16 protein-coding genes are annotated in these 17,873 nt (G+C 59.4%); 14 read left to right on the top strand and 2 right to left on the bottom strand.

Annotation, left to right across the window (positions count from 1 at the left end; genetic code table 11):
* Positions 1-154: 154 nt before the first annotated feature.
* Positions 155-541, bottom strand: a complete 387-nt coding sequence (locus V0R37_RS03650; protein WP_420373213.1) for a MerR family transcriptional regulator — start codon at positions 539-541, stop codon at positions 155-157.
* Between the two features lie 86 nt (positions 542-627).
* Between V0R37_RS03650 and V0R37_RS03645 the strand changes: the two genes are divergently transcribed.
* The 8 genes from V0R37_RS03645 (at position 628) to V0R37_RS03610 (ending at position 9,679) form a co-directional block, all read left to right on the top strand.
* Entirely contained in the window at positions 628-1,710 is a 1,083-nt protein-coding gene (locus V0R37_RS03645) for an MBL fold metallo-hydrolase (RefSeq protein ID WP_420373212.1), read from the top strand.
* A gap of 320 nt (positions 1,711-2,030) precedes the next feature.
* Positions 2,031-2,663, top strand: a complete 633-nt coding sequence (locus tag V0R37_RS03640) for a GntR family transcriptional regulator (protein WP_420373211.1) — start codon at positions 2,031-2,033, stop codon at positions 2,661-2,663.
* Between the two features lie 36 nt (positions 2,664-2,699).
* Complete coding sequence (locus V0R37_RS03635) at positions 2,700-3,962, top strand: CaiB/BaiF CoA transferase family protein (RefSeq protein ID WP_420373210.1); 1,263 nt, start codon at positions 2,700-2,702, stop codon at positions 3,960-3,962.
* 33 nt (positions 3,963-3,995) lie between these two features.
* The gene (locus tag V0R37_RS03630; RefSeq protein ID WP_420373209.1) at positions 3,996-5,534 is read left to right on the top strand and encodes an acyl-CoA carboxylase subunit beta; all 1,539 of its coding nucleotides are present in this window, start codon (positions 3,996-3,998) and stop codon (positions 5,532-5,534) included.
* 31 nt (positions 5,535-5,565) lie between these two features.
* A complete protein-coding gene (locus V0R37_RS03625) occupies positions 5,566-5,787 on the top strand; it encodes an acyl-CoA carboxylase biotin carboxyl carrier protein subunit (RefSeq protein ID WP_420373208.1) in 222 nt (73 codons plus the stop codon).
* Complete coding sequence (locus tag V0R37_RS03620) at positions 5,769-7,388, top strand: acyl-CoA carboxylase subunit beta (RefSeq protein ID WP_420373207.1); 1,620 nt, start codon at positions 5,769-5,771, stop codon at positions 7,386-7,388. The genes V0R37_RS03625 and V0R37_RS03620 overlap by 19 nt, the downstream gene beginning before the upstream one ends.
* A gap of 48 nt (positions 7,389-7,436) precedes the next feature.
* Positions 7,437-8,816 carry an acetyl-CoA carboxylase biotin carboxylase subunit gene (locus V0R37_RS03615; protein WP_420373206.1) on the top strand — a complete coding sequence of 460 codons (1,380 nt, stop codon included), beginning with the start codon at positions 7,437-7,439 and terminating at the stop codon, positions 8,814-8,816.
* Between the two features lie 170 nt (positions 8,817-8,986).
* Entirely contained in the window at positions 8,987-9,679 is a 693-nt protein-coding gene (locus V0R37_RS03610) for a GntR family transcriptional regulator (protein WP_420373205.1), read from the top strand.
* Positions 9,680-9,716: 37 nt separating this feature from the next.
* Here V0R37_RS03610 and V0R37_RS03605 read toward each other — a convergent pair whose 3' ends face one another.
* A complete protein-coding gene (locus tag V0R37_RS03605) occupies positions 9,717-11,192 on the bottom strand; it encodes an aldehyde dehydrogenase family protein (RefSeq protein ID WP_420373204.1) in 1,476 nt (491 codons plus the stop codon).
* A 201-nt stretch (positions 11,193-11,393) separates the two neighbouring features.
* Between V0R37_RS03605 and V0R37_RS03600 the strand changes: the two genes are divergently transcribed.
* From V0R37_RS03600 to V0R37_RS03575, 6 genes are all read left to right on the top strand, one after another.
* Positions 11,394-13,076 (top strand): thiamine pyrophosphate-binding protein, encoded by a 1,683-nt coding sequence (locus V0R37_RS03600; protein WP_420373203.1) that lies wholly within the window; start codon positions 11,394-11,396, stop codon positions 13,074-13,076.
* 50 nt (positions 13,077-13,126) lie between these two features.
* A complete protein-coding gene (locus tag V0R37_RS03595; RefSeq protein WP_420373202.1) occupies positions 13,127-14,131 on the top strand; it encodes a Bug family tripartite tricarboxylate transporter substrate binding protein in 1,005 nt (334 codons plus the stop codon).
* 220 nt (positions 14,132-14,351) lie between these two features.
* Positions 14,352-15,362, top strand: coding sequence for an ABC transporter substrate-binding protein (locus V0R37_RS03590; protein WP_420373201.1), 1,011 nt, complete (start codon positions 14,352-14,354; stop codon positions 15,360-15,362).
* A 50-nt stretch (positions 15,363-15,412) separates the two neighbouring features.
* Positions 15,413-16,213, top strand: a complete 801-nt coding sequence (locus tag V0R37_RS03585) for an ABC transporter ATP-binding protein (protein ID WP_420373200.1) — start codon at positions 15,413-15,415, stop codon at positions 16,211-16,213.
* Positions 16,206-17,084, top strand: coding sequence for an ABC transporter permease (locus tag V0R37_RS03580; protein WP_420373199.1), 879 nt, complete (start codon positions 16,206-16,208; stop codon positions 17,082-17,084). Before V0R37_RS03585 ends, V0R37_RS03580 begins: the two co-directional genes overlap by 8 nt.
* Positions 17,085-17,091: 7 nt before the next feature.
* Positions 17,092-17,856: a TSUP family transporter gene (locus V0R37_RS03575; RefSeq protein WP_420373198.1), complete on the top strand. Its 765-nt coding sequence runs from the start codon at positions 17,092-17,094 to the stop codon at positions 17,854-17,856.
* Positions 17,857-17,873: the final 17 nt, after the last annotated feature.

The raw sequence follows: 17,873 nt of genomic DNA, 5'->3' as shown, positions 1-17,873 counted from the left end.
CTGAGAGCGGCCGTCCAGACATAGGCGCGGCTGACTGTACAGAGAGGAAAAGTATATTTATATTACGTTTACGTAAACGTCAACTAGAAGGGTTTTCCCGAATCGACAAGAATCGAGCCCCATCGAGTCCATGAAAGCGTCGATGCGTAAAGGGTTATCTTGCCGTTCGCCGGGCCAGCAAGGCCTCGCACTCTTTTTGCTGAACATCGATTTCCTTGAGCGTTTCCTCCAGGTCGCGGCGTTGCTGTTCCAGGACATCGCGATGCTTGGCCAGCACCGTCATGTAGTGGCGCAACTGCGCAGTGGTGTCGCCGGGTCCGTCGTACATATCGATAAGGCTGAGGATCTCGCTTAATTGCAGTCCCAGTCTTTTTCCACGCAGGGCCAGCTTCAGGCGGGTGCGGTCGCGTGCCTGGTACACCCGGTTGCGGCCGTCCCGGCTGGGACTCACGATGCCCTGGTCTTCGTAAAAGCGTATTGTGCGGGGAGTGATGGAGAACTCCTGCGCAAGCTCGGAAATAGTCCAGGTGGTGTCTGTCATGGCTAGGGAATTGGCAGTTTACGTTAACGTAAACTATGATGCCATATTATGTGAAGAAGGCATATCGCGTAATACACGGAGACACGATGAACCCGAACGAAAAGAAGCTTGATTACCCCTGGGGCGACCTGCTGCCCGAACCTGGCCAGACTCGAACGGTCGCGGACGGCTTGCGGTGGATACGCATGCCCCTGCCTTTTGCGCTGGATCACATCAACCTGTGGCTGTTGCGCGATGAGATCGATGGCCGCCAGGGATGGACCATCGTGGATTGCGGCGTGTCGCGCGACGAGGTCAAGGCCTTATGGGAGGAGGTGTTCGAGAACGCGCTGGAAGGCCTGCCCGTGCTGCGCGTCATCGTTACCCATATGCATCCCGACCACGTGGGCCTGGCGCATTGGCTTTGCGAGCGCTGGAATGCCCCCTTATGGATGACCGCCACCGATTTCATGACGGCGCGGCTCTGGTCCAGGCCGGCCGTGAATGGCACGAATGCCGGCGGACCCAACGGCCAGTCGGCGGTCGAGCACTTCATCCGCCATGGCTTGGCCGATCCGGAAGCGCAAGAGAAGATCCGGCAGCGCAGCAGCTATTACCCCAGCCTGGTCCCCGATGTCCCGGCCCGTTTTCATCGCATCATGGATGGCGACCGCATCACAATAGGCGGCCGCGAGTGGCGCGTTATCGTGGGCTATGGGCATGCGCCCGAACATGCTTCGCTGTACTGCGACACGTTGCAAGTGCTGATCTCCGGCGACATGGTGCTGCCGCGCATATCCACCAACATCAGCGTGTTCGACTTCGAGCCCGACGCCAATCCCTTGCCGCTGTACTTGAACTCATTGCGCGCGTACGACAGCCTGCCCGAAGGCACCCTGGTGCTGCCGTCCCATGGCCGGCCGTTCCGCGGATTGCATGAGCGCATCGGGCAGCAGCATGCGCATCATGCCGAGCGCCTGCAAGAAGTGCTTGACGCCTGTGTCCAGCCGCAAAGCGTCACGGACATCGTCCCGATAATGTTCAGGCGCCAGTTGGACCTGCACCAGCTCACCTTCGCCATGGGCGAGGCGTTGGCGCATTTGCATGCCTTGTATTTCGAAGGGAAGTTGAACCGATCCACAGGCAGAGATGGCGTAGTACGGTTTCTGCGGGCTGGCGCCGTTACCTAGAAAAATCCCGGGTACTTTGCCGCTACCTTCCTTTATGCGCCGGACCGGCGCATTTTTATTGCGCGCAACATGGCTATTCAGGTCTTGCGGCTGTTATGAAAATTTGCGGGAAGGGCGCTGATCCGGCCGATAATCGGCGCGTCCCAGACGCAGGGAAAAAGCGGCATTTATTCTGTGGGAAAACATGATCAACTAAATGGTAGATGATTTTGTTGACAATTTTGTAATTTGAATTGTATATTTAACGTACTCTCAAGGAGAGCAGCATGAACTCTAGAACGAACAAGGCATCGGACGATGCGGGCGGTTCCGGTCCGAGCATGGAAGAAATCGTGGAGATTCTGCGTAAGCGGATTGTGGATCACGACTTGCCGCCGGGATCCAAATTGCGGGAAACGGTACTGACGGAAGAGTTCAAGGTTTCAAGGCCAAGGCTTAGAGAAGCGTTCGGCGTGCTTGAGGACCGCGGGCTGATCGAGCGGATACCCAACCGGGGCGCCGTGGTGACGCGGTTGGAAGCGGACGAGGTATTTGCCCTGTTCGAGGTGCGGGAGGTATTGGAAGCGTTGGCGGTGCGGCTGGCTACGGAGAAGGCGGACCCCGACTCATGGAAGGATCTGGCCAAGCGTTTCGGAAAGCCGGCTGAAGCTGCGCTGGAAAAAGGCGATCTGGATTTTTACGTTGATTGTGTGACGACATTCCGGGACAGGGCGATAGAAGCGGCCGGCAACCGGATTCTTGCGGCGCAGCTGGAAAGCCTCTATGACCGTACCAAGGTATTGATCAGGCGGCTGGTCCTGGTTCCGGGGCGTGCGGCGGAAGGGCTGAAGCAGCATCAGGAAGTTTTAAAAGCGATGTTGGCCGGAGATGCCGAACTGGCGGAGCAACTGAAGCGGAAGAATATCCGCAGTGCGCGCGACAGCTTCTCCAGCTATAGCAAATACCTGCTGTAACCGAGAGGTCGGCGGCAGGCCTATGGAGGTAGACAGGTGATAGGCGACAAGAAGGGTGAGGGTCAGGCTGCCGTCGGGCCGTTGGCAGGCTGCCGTGTTATTGAACTGGGGTCGACCGTGGCGGGCCCATTCTGCGCGAGGCTGCTTGCGGATTTCGGCGCGGACGTAATCAAGATCGAGCAAAAAGAAGGCGATGCCGTCCGCTCCATGGGCAAGATAAAAAGCGGCCGGTCCCTGTACGGCGCATCTATCCTGCGGAACAAGCGCATTGCATCGATCGATCTGCGTACTCCCGAGGGCCGATCCCTGGTCCGGCGCTTATGCGAGAAGGCGGATATCGTCATCGAGAACTTCCGCCCCGGAACGCTGGAGCGATGGGGCCTGGGCTACGACGAGCTGGCCAAGGTCAATCCGGGTTTGATTCTTGTGCGGATCAGCGGCTATGGACAGGATGGCCCCTACAGTCAGCGTCCGGGCTACGGAGTGGTCTGCGAAGCGTTCAGCGGAATACGCGAAGTGACAGGGGACCCCGACCGGCCTCCCGCCCGAGTCGCGGTATCGATGACGGACTATATCACCGGCTTATACGGGGCTTTCGGGGCCGCGATGGCCATGATCGACCGCAATCGGACGGGGCAGGGACAAGTGATCGACTCCGCGCTATATGAAGCGGCTTTCAGTTTCATGGAGCCGCATATCCCCGCCTTCCAGCAATTGGGCGTCATCGCCCGGCGTTCGGGACCGAGGCTGCCCAACCATACACCCAATTCCCTGTATACCAGCGAAGAGGGCCGCTATATTCATATCACGGCGGGTTCCCAGCCGGTGTTCAAGCGTCTTGCGCAGGTGATGAATCGCCCCGACCTGCTCGCCGATCCGCGATTCTCCACGCCCGTCGCGCGCTCCCAGAATGAAGATGACATGGACGCCATGGTGGATGCCTGGACCAGGACCTTGCCTCTGGAAACACTGGAGCGGCTGCTGGATGAAGCCGGCGTGCCGGCATCCCGAATTTTCAATCTGGAAGACATCTTCGCCGATCCCCATTACCGCGCCCGCAGCATGCTTGTCGAACCGGAAGACCCAGTCCTGGGTCCGGTGGCGATGGCCAATGTGGTGCCGCGCCTGTCACGGACGCCGGGGGCTGTGCGGTGGGCCGGCCACGACATCGGCCAGGACACCACCGCGATACTTGCCCAGGAGCTGGGCTTGACCGGCGCGGAGATCGAAGCGTTGTCCAGGGCGGAAATCATCCATGGCGCCGCGGTGCCTTCCGAAACCAATACTCTCGAGGCCTGAATGATGGGTGCCAACGAATTTAAAGAAGACTCCGTGCTGAACGACGCAGGCCCTTCGGAGCTTGATCGACGCGTCGAAAAGGCCCTGGCCATGGGCGGGCCGGAAAAGCTTGGCCGGCGCCGCGCCTCGGGTTTGCTGAATGCCCGGGAGCGCATCGACTATTTCGTGGACAAGGGCAGCTATATCGAGACAGGCATGTTCGGGGTGTCGTCGGTGGTGCCCGAAGATAGGGAAAGCACGCCCGCCGATGGCAAGGTGGCGGGGTTCGCGAAAGTGGACCAACGCCCCGTAGGCGTCGTGTCCAACGACTTTACGGTCAAGGGCGCATCAAGCAGCCTGACCAACATGAAGAAAATCGGCCACGTCAAGCGTGTGGCGACTGAACGCGGCTTTCCCCTTGTCTTCTTTGGCGAGTCGTCGGGTGCGCGGATGCCCGACAATATGGGTTCGCGCGGGATGGGCACCCTGCTTGGCAACGATCCCCATCAGTATGTACGGCATCGCGAAAGCCCCTGGGCTTCCGCCATACTCGGCCAATGCTATGGATCGTCGGCCTGGTATGCCTGCCTGTCGGACTTCACGGTCATGCGCAAGGGGTCCACATTGGCGGTGGCCAGCCCCGTCCTGGCTTCGTTGGCCATCGGCCAGAAAGTGGATGCCGAGGAACTGGGGGGCTGGAAGCTTCACAGCGAGGTCACAGGCCTGGTGGACTGCGTGGCGGAAACCGACGAGGAAGCCATCGATCTGGTGCGCCGCTTCCTGTCTTATCTGCCATCCCACAACCGCGAGGTGCCGCCTCGCGTCCCGGTTCCCGACGGGTCGGATAGCGCCGCTGCCAAATTGCCCGATATCGTGCCGGACAATCGCAGGCGCGTCTACGAAGTACGCAAGGTGATCAATGCCATTGTCGACAAAGACAGCTTTTTCGAGCTGAAGCCGCGCTTCGGACGCACGGCGGTCACAGGCCTGGCGCGCATGGACGGCAATACGGTGGGCATCGTCGCCAACAACCCGATGGGCAAGGCGGGGGCCATGGACGTACCCGCCTGCGAAAAAATCACCCGCTTCCTGGTCATGTGCGATTCCTTCAATATTCCGATCATCATGCTGGTCGACACGCCGGGATTCGTCATCGGGATCGAAGGCGAGCGCATGAAGGCACCGGGCAAGATCATGAATTTCATGACCGCGCTGCAAATGTGCAGCGTACCCAAACTGTCGGTGATCATGCGCAAGAGCTATGGCCAGGCCTACCTGAATATGGGCGGAGGCCGCAATTCGGACGACGTCGCCGCCTGGCCTTCCGCGGAAGTCAGCTTCATGGATCCCGCCTACTCCGTCCAGGTGGTCACATGGGGCCGCGAGGTCGATGAGGAAACCCAGGACGCGCTGCGTGCGCAAATGGAGCGCGACAGCGACGTATGGGGCATAGCCGAGATGTATGGCGTACAGGCTGTCATACCTCCGGAACAAACCCGGGACTACCTGCTGCGGATGCTCGAGGTGCATACCTTGCGGCGCAGCGGAGGTATCGGCAAGCATCAGTTGGCCGCCTGGCCCACCACCTATTAACAGCAAACAGAACAATCAGAGGAGACCCGCAATGTCCAGAACCGAATTGAACTCACCCGTTACCGGCACCGTATGGAAAGTCGAATACAGCGTCGGCGATACGGTGCAAGAGGGGGATGTGATCATGATTCTCGAATCCATGAAGATGGAAATCCCCCTTGAGGCCACCACTGGCGGTGTAGTCGCTGAATTGACTGTCGAGCCCGGTGTCCCGGTCGAGGAGGATCAGGTCCTATGCGTGATCGAGTCATGAATATGCCAGCCGACACCGGAGTAGCCGCCGAGGTGGCGCAAAAAGATCTTGAGCTTGAAGAGTTGGCATTCCGCCGCGGCCAGGCGGTGGAAATGGGCGGACCCGAAGCCATAGAGCGTCAGCACAAGGCGGGCCGGCTTACCGTGCGCGAGCGTATCGCTCTGTTGGCCGACGAAAACAGCTTCCGCGAGATCGGGACACTGGCGGGCACGGGCAGGTACGACGATAACAATCGGCTTACCGGCGTTACTCCGGCGCCTTATGTGGCCGGCCTGGCCCGGATAGACGGACGTCCGGTTGCACTGGGCGGAGAAGACTTTACGGTGCGCGGCGGCACCACATTCGGCAGCTCGCGGCGTAAAGGCGGCCAGGGCGGGCTCATCGAAGATCTGGCCCATCATTACCGCATCCCCCTGGTCAACTTGATCGACGGCGCCGGTGGCAGCGTGACATCCATCAAGCGGCGGGGGCATAGCGTATTCCCCGGCGTTCATGGCTTCGAGCGGTCGGTGGGACTGTTGGGAATGGTGCCGGTGGTATCCGCGGTGCTGGGCACGGCGGCCGGCGGCCCCGCGGGCAGGGCGATACTTTCTCATTTCTCGGTCATGGTCAGGGAAACCAGCCAGATCTTTGCGGCGGGCCCTCCCGTCGTTAAGCGTTCGCTCGGTCAGGTCATCGATAAGGATGCGCTGGGCGGCGCCAAGATCGCCGTCGATAAGGCGGGCACGGTCCACAATGCGGCGCTCAATGAAGAAGATGCCCTGCAGCAGATCCGGCGCTTCCTTAGCTTCATGCCGGCCAATGTCTGGGAGATGCCGCCCGCGCCCGCTTCGCTTGACCCGGTGGACCGCTGCGACGAGCGGCTGGCCAGCATCGTTCCTCAAAAACGGACGCAGGCCTACAACATGCACAGGCTGGTGCGCATGGTGGTCGACAGTGGTTCGGAATTCGAGATCCAGCCTACCTACGGCAAGTCGGTGATTACCATGCTGGCCCGCCTGGACGGCCGTCCGGTGGGCATCGTCGCCAACAACCCCATGGTCTATGGGGGCGCGATGGACGTACATTCCGCCCGCAAGCAGATTCATTTCATGGAGCTGTGTGACACATTCCACATACCGTTGGTATTTTTCGTTGACGTTCCCGGATTCATGGTCGGCTTGAAGGCGGAAGAAGAAGGAACGTTGCGGGAAGGGATGCGAGCAGTCTATATCGCAGGCAATTTGAAAGTGCCCACCATCACGCTGGTCATCCGCAAGTGCTACGGAATGGCGGGCATGGCCACTTGCAACAAGAATGGCGCGGACCTGAAGCTGGCGTGGCCTTCCGCCGAATGGGGCTCCTTGCCTGTCGAAGGCGGCGTCGCGGCCGCATTCCGCCGCGAGATCATGTCCGCCCCAGATCCGGCGGCCAAGGAAAAGGAAATCGAAGCCGAGCTCAAGCCGTATGCGTCGCCATTCCGGACGGCCGAGGCGTTCGCGGTCGAGGAAATCATCGATCCGCGTGAGACGCGTCCCGTCCTATGTGAATTCATCGCCTTGGCGGAGCAGCGCCTGCGCGCCGAACTTGGCCCCAAGGCGCGTAGCGGCGTTCAACCATAACGCCGGCGCTAACGCGCTCTCTTGTTCTGATACGGATGGGATGCTGGTATGACACAGAAATTATTGATTGCCAATCGCGGCGAGATCGCTTGCCGTATTATCCGCAGCTGTAAAGCGCTGGGCCTGAAAACCGTTGCGGTTTATTCCGAAGCCGACCGCGATGCCCTGCATGCGCAATTGGCGGATGAGGCGTTCGAGGTGGGACCCGCGCCGGCGCGCGAGAGCTACCTCAAATCCGAAGTGATCCTGGATGTGGCGGTTCGGGCGGGCGTTAGCGCCATTCACCCCGGATACGGCTTCTTGTCGGAGAATGCCCGATTCGCCCAAGCCGTCATGGATGCGGGCATGATTTGGGTAGGACCCTCGCCGGCCTCCATCGTGGATATGGGCGACAAGGAGCGCGCCCGGGAAATTGCAAGGCAGGCCGGTGTGCCCATTCTTCCGGGCAGCATGCGATTCAGCGAAGGCCAGATTCAAGGGTTGGCGAATGCCGCGCGCGCGGTCGGATTTCCCCTGCTGGTCAAGGCGGCGGCGGGCGGCGGAGGCATAGGCATGCGGCGGGTAGATGCGCTCGATCAGCTCGAGTCCGTAGTGCAGGCGACCCAATCCATGGCGGGCAAGGCCTTTGGCGACTCCAGTGTTTATCTGGAACGCTATGTGGGTTCGGCGCGGCATATCGAAGTTCAGGTTTTTGGCTTCGGCGACGGGGGCGGCGTGCATTTGTACGATCGGGACTGCTCTGTACAGCGCCGGTTCCAGAAAATCATCGAAGAGGCGCCTGCGCCCGATGTCCCTGAAGCCGTCCGCAGGGAGCTTTATCGGGCGGCCCTGGCCTTGGTCGCACATCAGAAATACAGCGGAGCGGGAACGGTCGAGTTCATTTATGACAGCGAACGCGAATGTGCCTATTTCCTGGAAATGAATACCCGGATACAGGTCGAGCATGCCACCACCGAAATGGTGACGGGCATCGACCTTGTCGCGTGGCAGATTCGCCAGGCGCTGGGCCAACTGCCGCCGGTCGATCAAAACGGCATCGTGCTTGCCGGGCACTCGATCGAATGCCGTTTATATGCGGAGCGCCCCGAGAAAAATTTCCTGCCTTCCCCTGGAACCATCGGGCATTTGCGGTGGCCGGCCCGGTCGGACCACTTGCGGATCGATACCGGCGTTCGTGCCGGCGACAAGGTAACGCCGTATTACGACCCCATGGTTGCCAAGCTGATCAGCCTGGGCAGCGATCGCCGGGAAGCCATTGATCGTCTGCGGACGGGATTGGGCGGCTTGGAAATTGATGGACTGTCCACGAATGCGCGCTTCCTTGATGACGTCCTGGGCGACTCCTCTTTCCAGGAAGGGGCGGTGACGACGGCCTATGTTTCGGAGTTCATGTCGAAAGCGGTTGAACTGGAAAAAAAGGCCGGCTAGCGCCCGGTACTCATTGTGGCGTTTGTTTTTACATGCGGGGTTTTTTATTTGACCGTAAATCAGTCATCTAATTGGGCTGCGGATTCATATGCAACTGCTCATGCAAAATAGTTGATAAAATTGAAGCCTAATCACCGGGTCAAGTGCATGGAGACAGAATAAACATCAATATGACAGCCATTGCAAAAAAACAGAACCCGGGCAAGAAGGGCGTAAAACGGGTATCCGCCGGCGAGGAGGTGCTGGGCATCCTGCGCGAGCGTATCGCCCGCTATGAGCTGCCGCCCGGCACCAAACTGAACGAATACGAACTGGCGAAAGAGTTTGATGTGCCTCGCACGCGGATTCGCGATGTCTTTACCGCGCTGGAGCAGCGTGGACTGATCGAGCGCATTCCCAATCGCGGCGCCATGGTCGCCCGCCTGGAGCCCGAGCAGGTTTTCCATATCTATGACATGCGGGAGGTCCTGGAGGGTCTTTGCGCCCGCCTGGCGTGCCAGAACGCACAGCCTGAGTCCTGGCAAGACCTGCTGGATCAGTTCTCGGGGCCGGTTGAGGCCGCGGTGAAGAACGGAGATTTCGACGTCTATACAGAAATCTACGACCAATTCCGGCGCCGCTGCATCAAGGCGGCCGACAATCCGGTGCTTGCCCAGGCATTGGACAATATTTATGAAAAAACGCAGGTATTGATTCGTCGCATCATCATCCTTCCCGGCCGCGGGGAGATCGGCGTGCGCGAGCATAGAGCAGTGCTTGAAGCGATGCGGCGGGGCGATGCCGACGCGGCCGAACGTTTACGCAGGGAAAACATTCGCAACGCGAAGGCATTCCTGACCCGGTACATGAAGTACGTCCTTTAATCATTGATCGACACAGGTCAGGACGCCTCGGGCCAGCTTAGCCGTGGTAGGTGATGACGGTTTTCAGCTGGGTGTAGTCATGCAATGCGGCCAGGCCTTTCTCGCGTCCATAGCCGCTGTTCTTGTATCCGCCGAAGGGCGCTTCCACGCCGATGGGTTGATAGTCGTTGATGTAGACCTGGCCAGCCTGCAATCCGTTCGCGCAGCGGTGGGCGCGGGCGATATCGGATGTCCAGATTGCAGAGGCAAGTCCGTACTCGCTATCGTTGGCGATGGCGACGGCCTCTTCTTCAGTATCGAAAGGAATGATCACGCCGACCGGCCCGAAGATTTCTTCACGGGCAATGCGCATCTGATTGTTGACCTGAGTGAACAGCGTGGGCTGGATGAAGTAGCCGCCTTGGGGGGCTAGATCCGGCCGGCCGCCTCCGAATGCCAGGATGGCGCCTTCGCGATTGCCGATGTCCACGTACTCCCGCACCCGGTTCAACTGTTCGCAGGAAATGACCGGCCCGATATCCTTGTCTTCGATGCCGGCCCCGATGGATACCTTGCGCAGTTCTTCCACCAATTGCTTCGTAAATTTATCGACGACGTTGCGCTGCACGAGCAGACGGGTGCCGGCGGAGCAGATCTGCCCGCTATTGAAGACGAAAGCCTTGCGGGCCAATTGGGCAGCGCGAGAAATGTCCGCGTCTTCGAAGACAATGAAGGGCGATTTGCCTCCTAGCTCGACCGTGGCCGGAATGATGCGATCAGCCGCTTGGTGCAGCACTGCGCGGCCGGTCTGGACGGATCCGGTGAAGCTGATCCGCCTGACGTCCGGATGATCGACCAGTGCTCTGCCGGCTTCCGGCCCATAGCCGGTGATGACGTTGAGCACCCCTGCCGGAAAGCCGGCTTCCATTGCCATTAATGCCAGTTCCAGCGTCGTGGCCGGAGTTTGTTCCGCGGGTTTCAAAATGGCCGAATTGCCGGCGCAAAGCGCGGGAGCCGCGCCGCGGCCGGCCTGGGTGATGGGGCCATTCCAGGGAATGATATGCCCGGTGACACCGTAAGGCTCGCGTACGCTGTACATGAAATGTTCATTGGTGGCGGGAATGACCTCTCCGTGCAATTTGTCGGCCACGCCGCTGAAAAACTCGAAGTAGCGCGCGCAGGTAAGGACGTCGCCGAGCGCGACTTTCAGCGGTTTGCCGGTATCGAGGCTTTCCATCCTTGCAAGTTCTTCGGAGCGCGCTTCGATCAGCGCGGAGAGCCGGGCCATCTTGCGGGCCCGTTCAACGGGTTGCAATGCGCGCCAGGCGTGGAAGCCTTCTTGCCCCGATTGCACGGCAGCCGCAATATCCGCGGCATCGCCGCGAGCGCATGAGCTGAATACCCTGCCTGACGATGGATCGATGACATCGATGTATTGCCCGGCCTTCGGCTTGCGCCACTGCCCGCCATAGAAATGGTCCAGTCTGCGCGGATTTTCGTTCGGTGTGCCGGCGGGGCGAGGGGCTTGCGTCATGTCTCTTCCTGGAGTGGGTATGCTGCAGATATCGTTTTGGGACCGCGTTGTATCTTTGCTTATGATATATAGATGCCATTTAAGTCGTCAATCATGTCACATTATATATAAATAATTATGTTGACATTTTAGTAAACAAATATAAACTGATTCTAATTTCAGAGATTCCCACGGTACTTCAGTAAAACGATGGTGGAGGCTATGCAAGAACACAAACTGGAAGGCAGTGGTGCGCTGTGCGTGGCACAAGCGCTGCATGCTCATGGGATAGAGCATGTCTACGGAGTGTGCGGCGACCATATCAATGCGCTTTATGCCGCGTTGTACCAGGTCGGTATCAAGCTGATCGGAATGCGCAGTGAATCGGCGGCGGTGCAGATGGCCGATGGCTACGCCCGCGCCACGGGGCGTCCCGCAGTGGCGATGGTTACCGGTGGTCCAGGGCATACCAATGCCATTACAGGCTTGGCGGTGGCACATGCGGCCGCATCGCCAGTCATTCTGATTTCGGGGCTTACTCCGGTCGTCCAGCGGCATCGAGGCGGGCAGCAAGTCATGGAGCAGGCGCGCATTGCCGCCCCTGTCACGAAACAAGCCCGCGAGCTGTTGCATGGTGATCACTTGTGGGAAGACATCGCGTTGGCGATACGGGTGGCGCTATCCGGCACGCCCGGACCGGTCAGTTTGTCCATTCCCGTAGACGTGCTGACCGGCCCGGCGCCGGTTCCGGCGCGCACCCATAGCCAGGCGCCTCACGGGAAGCCCTTGTCTTCCGGACAATTGGACGCCGGCGTTCTGGAGCGGATCCGTACACTCATTGGCGAGGCCAGAAAGCCCGCCGTCATCCTGGGCGCCCAGGCCTGGCGCCCGGCATTGCCTCCGGGCTTGCTGCCTGCATTGCAGGAGTGGAATATTCCCGTGTTCACCGTCGAACAGGCGCAGGGCATGGTGCCGGACGAGGGCGGACCGGGCTTCGGCTATGCGGATCCTTTCTTCAACGCGACATTCCGGGAACTGCGCCAGGCGGACCTGGTGATTCTTGCCGGAGCCCATATCGATTTTCACTCCTGCTTCGGCGGACCTCAGTTGCTGGATCCCACTGCGAAGATTTTGCAGATCCATCCCGACGCGGCGCGGCTGGAAGTTTGCCTTCCGGCTGATATCGCGGTATGTGCGGACCCGGCGCAGGCCCTGATGCTGCTTGCCAAGAAAGCGCCCGCTCATCCCGAAGCCGCCGAATGGATGGCCTCTCTCATGAAGCGGCATGCAAGCAAGGCATCCTATTGGCGGGAGATGCTGGATTCACTGCCGAAGACGCCCGGTAGTGTCCATCCGCTAGAGCTTTGCTTGGCGCTTTCCCGTCATGCGACGCCTCGAACCGGCATCGTGGTGGATGCGGGCGATTTCGTCCACTGGCCGCGTACGTTCTTTACAGCGAGAGCGCCCGGCCATTGGATGGATGCCTCTCTCATGGGCAATCTGGGCGGCTCATTACCGTTGGCGATGGGAATGCAACAGGCCTTTCCCGACGATCCGGTCTGGGCGTTCGTCGGTGACGGCGGTTTCGGGTTCTATTCCTGGGATCTGGCAACGGCGGTGGAGCTGAAGCTGCCGATCAAGGTAATCGTGGGTAACGACCGTGCGTGGGGCATAGAAAAGCGCCTTCAGTTGGCGGACTACGGCCACGATACGGGTTGCGATCTTCCGGATATCCGCTATGACCAATATGCCGAGCTTGTCGGCGCAAGCGGCTTTCATGTGAATGATCGCGACACGCTCGACGATGTGGTGGCGTCTTTCGTGGCAACCCCGGGACCGGCCTTGCTGAATGTGGACATCCCCCAATTGGCGGGTCGACCGCTGGGAGATTTCAAGCGTTACTGAGCTTAAGATCGCAATTGCATCAAACTAAAAAATAGACAGGAGACAAGCCCTTGAAACTACGAGCATTTCTATCATATGCAACGTTGGCCCTGGCAGTGATTGGTGCCTCTTCTTCCTGGCAGGCAAGCGCCGCGACCGCCAATGCTGCCGAAAACTTCCCGAATAAACCCATTTCGTTCATCGTGCCATTCCCGGCGGGCAATGTGTCGGACTCGATGGTACGCATCATTTCCGAGGAGCTGACCAAGATTCTGGGTCAGTCCATCATCGTCGAGAATAGGGTGGGGGGCAGCGGTTCCATTGGGCTGGTAGCGGCTGCCCGCGCGCCGGCGGATGGCTACACATGGGTGATCGGTACGGGAGGCGCTCTCATTACGGCCCCCTTGATGCAGAAGAGCCCGGCTTTCGATCCTTTGAAGGATTTCACGCCGATCACGATGATGGCGCCGCTGCCGATGATCATGGTCGCACGTCCGGATCTTCCTGCGAACACGCTGGGCGAACTGTTGGCGCTGGCTCGCGACAATCCGGGCAAGTACGACTATGCATCGTTGGGCATGGGGTCATTGCCCCACCTGGCCGGCGAGCTGCTGTCCAGTCAGGCGGGCGTGGATATGCTGCACGTTCCGTATAAAGGTAGCTCGCAGGCCGTGACCGATCTGCTGGGAGGAAGGGTGGCGTTGATGTTCGATACGGTGCCGCCGGCCATGGCGCAGATTCGCGCCGGCAAGCTAAAGGCGCTGGCCATTACAAGCGCTCAACCCACGGAAGTGGCGCCCGGAATCCCGCCTGTGGCCGCAACGCCGGAGTTGAAGGGCTATGAAGCGATTTCATGGACCGGCCTGCTGGCGCCGGCCAACACGCCGCCCGCGATCGTGCAGAAGGTCCACGATGCCGTGGCGCGGGTGCTGGCCATGCCGGCCATCAAGAAACGTTTTTTTGACATGGGTTTGGAACTGCAAAGCAGCTCGCCGGAAGATTTCCGCAGCTTCATCGCCTCGGAGCATCAGAAGTGGGCGAAGATCATCAAGCAGGCGGATGTGGCGCTGCAATAGCCGGATCCATCGATACATCTTCCCGCTATTGATGACTATCTTTATGCGGGTGATGTAGCCGGCGTCCTTGCCATCCGGAAGGCGATGGCGCCGGACATGAAGTACGTCCTTTAGTCATTGATCGGTACAGATCAAGACGGCGGACGATAAGAACAAAAGCCGTGTCGGTACTGCACGGCAGCCGCCGGCCGGCGGCTTAAACCATCCAAAGGAGAGACCTATGAAGACAAAGCGATTAATGAAGTTCGTCATGGCGGCGGCATGCGGCGCAATCATGGCCGGCGCGGTCCACGCCGAAACTGCCGAGGTAACCTTGGCGCGCCAATTCGGCATTGGCTATCTGCCGCTGACTGTGATGAACGTTAATGGGCTGGTTCAAAAGCACCTGAAGCAGTCCGGCTTGAACGACACCAAGGTGACCTGGTCCCGCTTCGGTTCAGGCTCGGCCGCCAACGACGCGCTGTTGTCCGGCAAGCTGGACTTTGCGGCGGGCGGTACAGGCCCGGCGATTATCCTGTGGGACAAGACACGCAACAATGCCAAGGTTCATGGCGTGGCCGCGCTAAGCTCCATGCCCAATCTGCTTGTCAGCGCCGCGCCGGAGATCAAGTCCCTGAAAGATTTCACCGACAAGGACAAGATCGCAATGGCGGGCGCGGGATCGTCCGTCCAGACGGTGTACCTTCAGATGGCTGTGGCCAAAGAATGGGGAATGGACAACTACAAAAAAATGAATCCCCATATGGTCAACCTTCCTCATCCGGAAGGTTTGAACGCCATGCTGTCGGGAGCCACCGGCATCCGATCCACCTTTACAACTCCGCCATTTCAATACATCGCCCTGGAGAAGCCGGGCGTCCACGTTGTATTGAACTCGTACGACGTGATGGGCGGGGCCAATACTTTCCTGATGGTGTGGGCCACCGACAAATTCCGGACGGAAAATCCCACGACATTCAAGGCGGTGCTGGGCGCGCTGAACGAAGCCACCGAATGGATCAACGCGAACCCCCGGAAAGCGGCGGAGCTGTATGTGAAGGACACAGGGGGCAAGGACTCGGTTGAGGAAATCGAAAAAATGATTCGCGACCCGCAAATCCATTACACGCTTGCCCCCGAACGGATACTGCCCTATGCGCAATTCATGAACGACGTCGGTACGATCAAGAACCGGCCGCAAGCCTGGAGCGATCTGTTCTTTCCTGAAATTCACGACCTGAAAGGAAGCTAAGTTTGCAGACGGGGCCACATCGTGGCCCGTCCCTTGCCAAGAGGTTTTATATGAATGAAGTCGATTCCGGTAATCCGTTGCTTGAAGTGGACGGCGTTACCCTGCAATACAAGACGATCGAGTATCTGATTACCGCCACTTACAAGGTAAGTTTCCAGGTTCAATCCGGCGATCGATTCGTTTTGCTGGGCCCTTCGGGCTGCGGCAAGTCGTCGTTGTTGAAAGCGGTCGGCGGCTATCTGACACCCACCGAGGGACGTATACGGCTAAAAGGCGTCGAGGTCCAGAAGCCGGGACCCGACCGCATGATGGTCTTCCAGGAATTCGATCAGTTATTGCCCTGGAAAACCATATGCGAAAACGTTGCATTCCCCTTGCATGCCAGCGGCAAGCTGAGCCGGCGCGAGGCGCGCGAAAAAGCCCTGGAATACATTGCCAAGGTCAATCTAAGCAAATTCGCCGACAGCCATCCGCATATGCTGTCGGGCGGGATGAAACAACGTGTGGCCATCGCCAGGGGCATGGCGATGGAGCCGGCGATTCTCTTGATGGACGAGCCTTTTGCCGCGCTCGATGCGCTGACTCGCCGCAAGATGCAGGATGAGCTGCTGCAGTTGTGGGACGAGACGAAGTTCACCGTCCTGTTCGTGACCCACTCGATTCCCGAGGCTATCCGGATCGGGAGCCGTATCCTGCTGCTCAGTCCGCACCCGGGCCAGGTCAAGGCCGAACTCAACAGCCTGCCCAGAGACGAGCAGGATCCCGCGCTTCATCAGGCTCTGGAAGAGAAAATCAACGGCATGCTGTTTGCAGACCGTGTTGAAGAAGTGATGGAGGTTCATCATGGCTGAATACCGCGAGATGGCTTATGCCCGTCCGGAAATCTATTGCGAGCCGGTGGCGTCGGAGTCCTTTGGCATTGTCGAAAAACCGTTGTCCTGGTGGGAGCGGCTGCTTAACATAGGCGGATTCCGGAAGCTGATGATCCTCGTCGTCCTGGCGGTGATCTGGGAGCTCTACGCCAGCAACCTGGACAATCCACTGATTTTTCCCACGTTTGTCGATACGGTCAGGGCGCTGATCGACGGGGTCGTGTCCGGCGGCCTGTTGCTGAAAGCGTGGACCTCCATCCGTGTCTTGCTATTAGGTTACGCCGCCGGCATAGCGTTGGCGGCGCTGCTGACTGTGCTGGCCATTACGACACGCATCGGTACGGACATCCTTGAAACGCTCACCGCGATGTTCAATCCCTTGCCCGCCATCGCCTTGCTGCCCCTGGCCTTGATCTGGTTCGGGCTGGGCGAGGGCAGTCTGATATTCGTGTTGATCCATTCCGTGCTGTGGGCCGTTTCGCTTAATACCCACTCGGGTTTCCTCTCGGTGTCGCCGACCTTGCGCATGGTGGGGCGCAACTATGGCTTGGTGGGCTTCGCCTACGTTTGGCAGATCCTCATCCCCGCCGCGTTCGCCAGCATCCTGTCAGGGCTGAAGATAGGTTGGGCTTTCGCCTGGCGAACGCTGATTGCGGCCGAGCTGGTTTTTGGCGTAAGCTCCGGGTCCGGAGGACTAGGATGGTTTATTTACGAAAACAAGAATATGCTGGAAATACCCAGCGTGTTCGCCGGCCTTTTCATGGTCATACTTATCGGCCTGTTTGTCGAGAACGTCATATTCAACACCCTGGAGAAATGCACGATACGGCGATGGGGAATGCAGAGCTAAGACGTTCATGATTCCCGATTGGGCGATGCAGGCCTTGCCCCCGCTACCGGTATTCGCGGTACTGGCGGGGGCCACTTTCGTGGGCGGCCTCATGCGGGGCTTTACCGGCTTCGGAGCCGGTTTGCTCATGGCTCCCGTCTTCAGCTTGCTGATGCCTCCCACCCATGTGCTGGTGGTGATTCTGCTGTTGAACCTGTTGACGACCATACAGATGCTGCCGGACGCCCTGCGCATCGTCGACTGGAAGCTGGTCCTGCGCCTGTTCCTGCCTTCCTTGCTGGGCCTGCCCGTGGGACTGGCCATGCTGCATATGGTGGACCCCGTCATCATGCGCAAGACAGTGGCGGTCGTCGTTACCACCGTCGCCGTGCTGATGCTGGCAGGCTGGTACTACAAGGGCCGAAGGGGCGTGCTGCAGGACACCCTGACGGGCGCTGTCAGCGGCTTCATGACGGCCATCGCCGGTATAGGCGGGCCGCCCATCATTCTTTATCTGCTTTCCATTCCCGGCCTGTCGTCCAGCGTGTTGCGGTCGGTCAGCCTGGTGTACTTCAGTTTTGCCCAGGTGGCCACCTTGACGCCATTGGCCATCGGCGGATCGCTTACCGTCGATCAGGCGGTGTACGTCGCGATCCTGCTGCCCGTGTCCGTCGTTGCCAGCGTGCTGGGCACATGGTTGCACCGGTGGTCGGTCGGACGGCAGCAAAATTACGTGCGTGTGGCGTCCTTGTATTTATTGCTGTTCACCGGCTTGGCCGCGTTCTTTCTGTAAAGGCGCCCGCCTTGGCG

Origin of the sequence: Pollutimonas rozaliensis (genome assembly GCF_048751585.1) — a bacterium.
In the GTDB taxonomy this organism is placed as follows: domain Bacteria; phylum Pseudomonadota; class Gammaproteobacteria; order Burkholderiales; family Burkholderiaceae_B.
This window is presented reverse-complemented; position numbering and strand designations above follow the sequence as displayed.

Bases quoted from the DNA above. Each gene is read 5' to 3' on its own strand.
- V0R37_RS03645 (WP_420373212.1), top strand. From the start codon at position 628: ATGAACCCGAACGAAAAGAAGCTTGATTACCCCTGGGGCGACCTGCTG.
- V0R37_RS03620 (WP_420373207.1), top strand. From the start codon at position 5,769: ATGCGTGATCGAGTCATGAATATGCCAGCCGACACCGGAGTAGCCGCC.
- V0R37_RS03625 (WP_420373208.1), top strand. From the start codon at position 5,566: ATGTCCAGAACCGAATTGAACTCACCCGTTACCGGCACCGTATGGAAA.
- V0R37_RS03585 (WP_420373200.1), top strand. From the start codon at position 15,413: ATGAATGAAGTCGATTCCGGTAATCCGTTGCTTGAAGTGGACGGCGTT.
- V0R37_RS03605 (WP_420373204.1), bottom strand. From the start codon at position 11,192: ATGACGCAAGCCCCTCGCCCCGCCGGCACACCGAACGAAAATCCGCGC.
- V0R37_RS03650 (WP_420373213.1), bottom strand. From the start codon at position 541: ATGACAGACACCACCTGGACTATTTCCGAGCTTGCGCAGGAGTTCTCC.
- V0R37_RS03640 (WP_420373211.1), top strand. From the start codon at position 2,031: ATGGAAGAAATCGTGGAGATTCTGCGTAAGCGGATTGTGGATCACGAC.
- V0R37_RS03580 (WP_420373199.1), top strand. From the start codon at position 16,206: ATGGCTGAATACCGCGAGATGGCTTATGCCCGTCCGGAAATCTATTGC.
- V0R37_RS03610 (WP_420373205.1), top strand. From the start codon at position 8,987: ATGACAGCCATTGCAAAAAAACAGAACCCGGGCAAGAAGGGCGTAAAA.
- V0R37_RS03590 (WP_420373201.1), top strand. From the start codon at position 14,352: ATGAAGACAAAGCGATTAATGAAGTTCGTCATGGCGGCGGCATGCGGC.
- V0R37_RS03615 (WP_420373206.1), top strand. From the start codon at position 7,437: ATGACACAGAAATTATTGATTGCCAATCGCGGCGAGATCGCTTGCCGT.
- V0R37_RS03600 (WP_420373203.1), top strand. From the start codon at position 11,394: ATGCAAGAACACAAACTGGAAGGCAGTGGTGCGCTGTGCGTGGCACAA.
- V0R37_RS03575 (WP_420373198.1), top strand. From the start codon at position 17,092: ATGATTCCCGATTGGGCGATGCAGGCCTTGCCCCCGCTACCGGTATTC.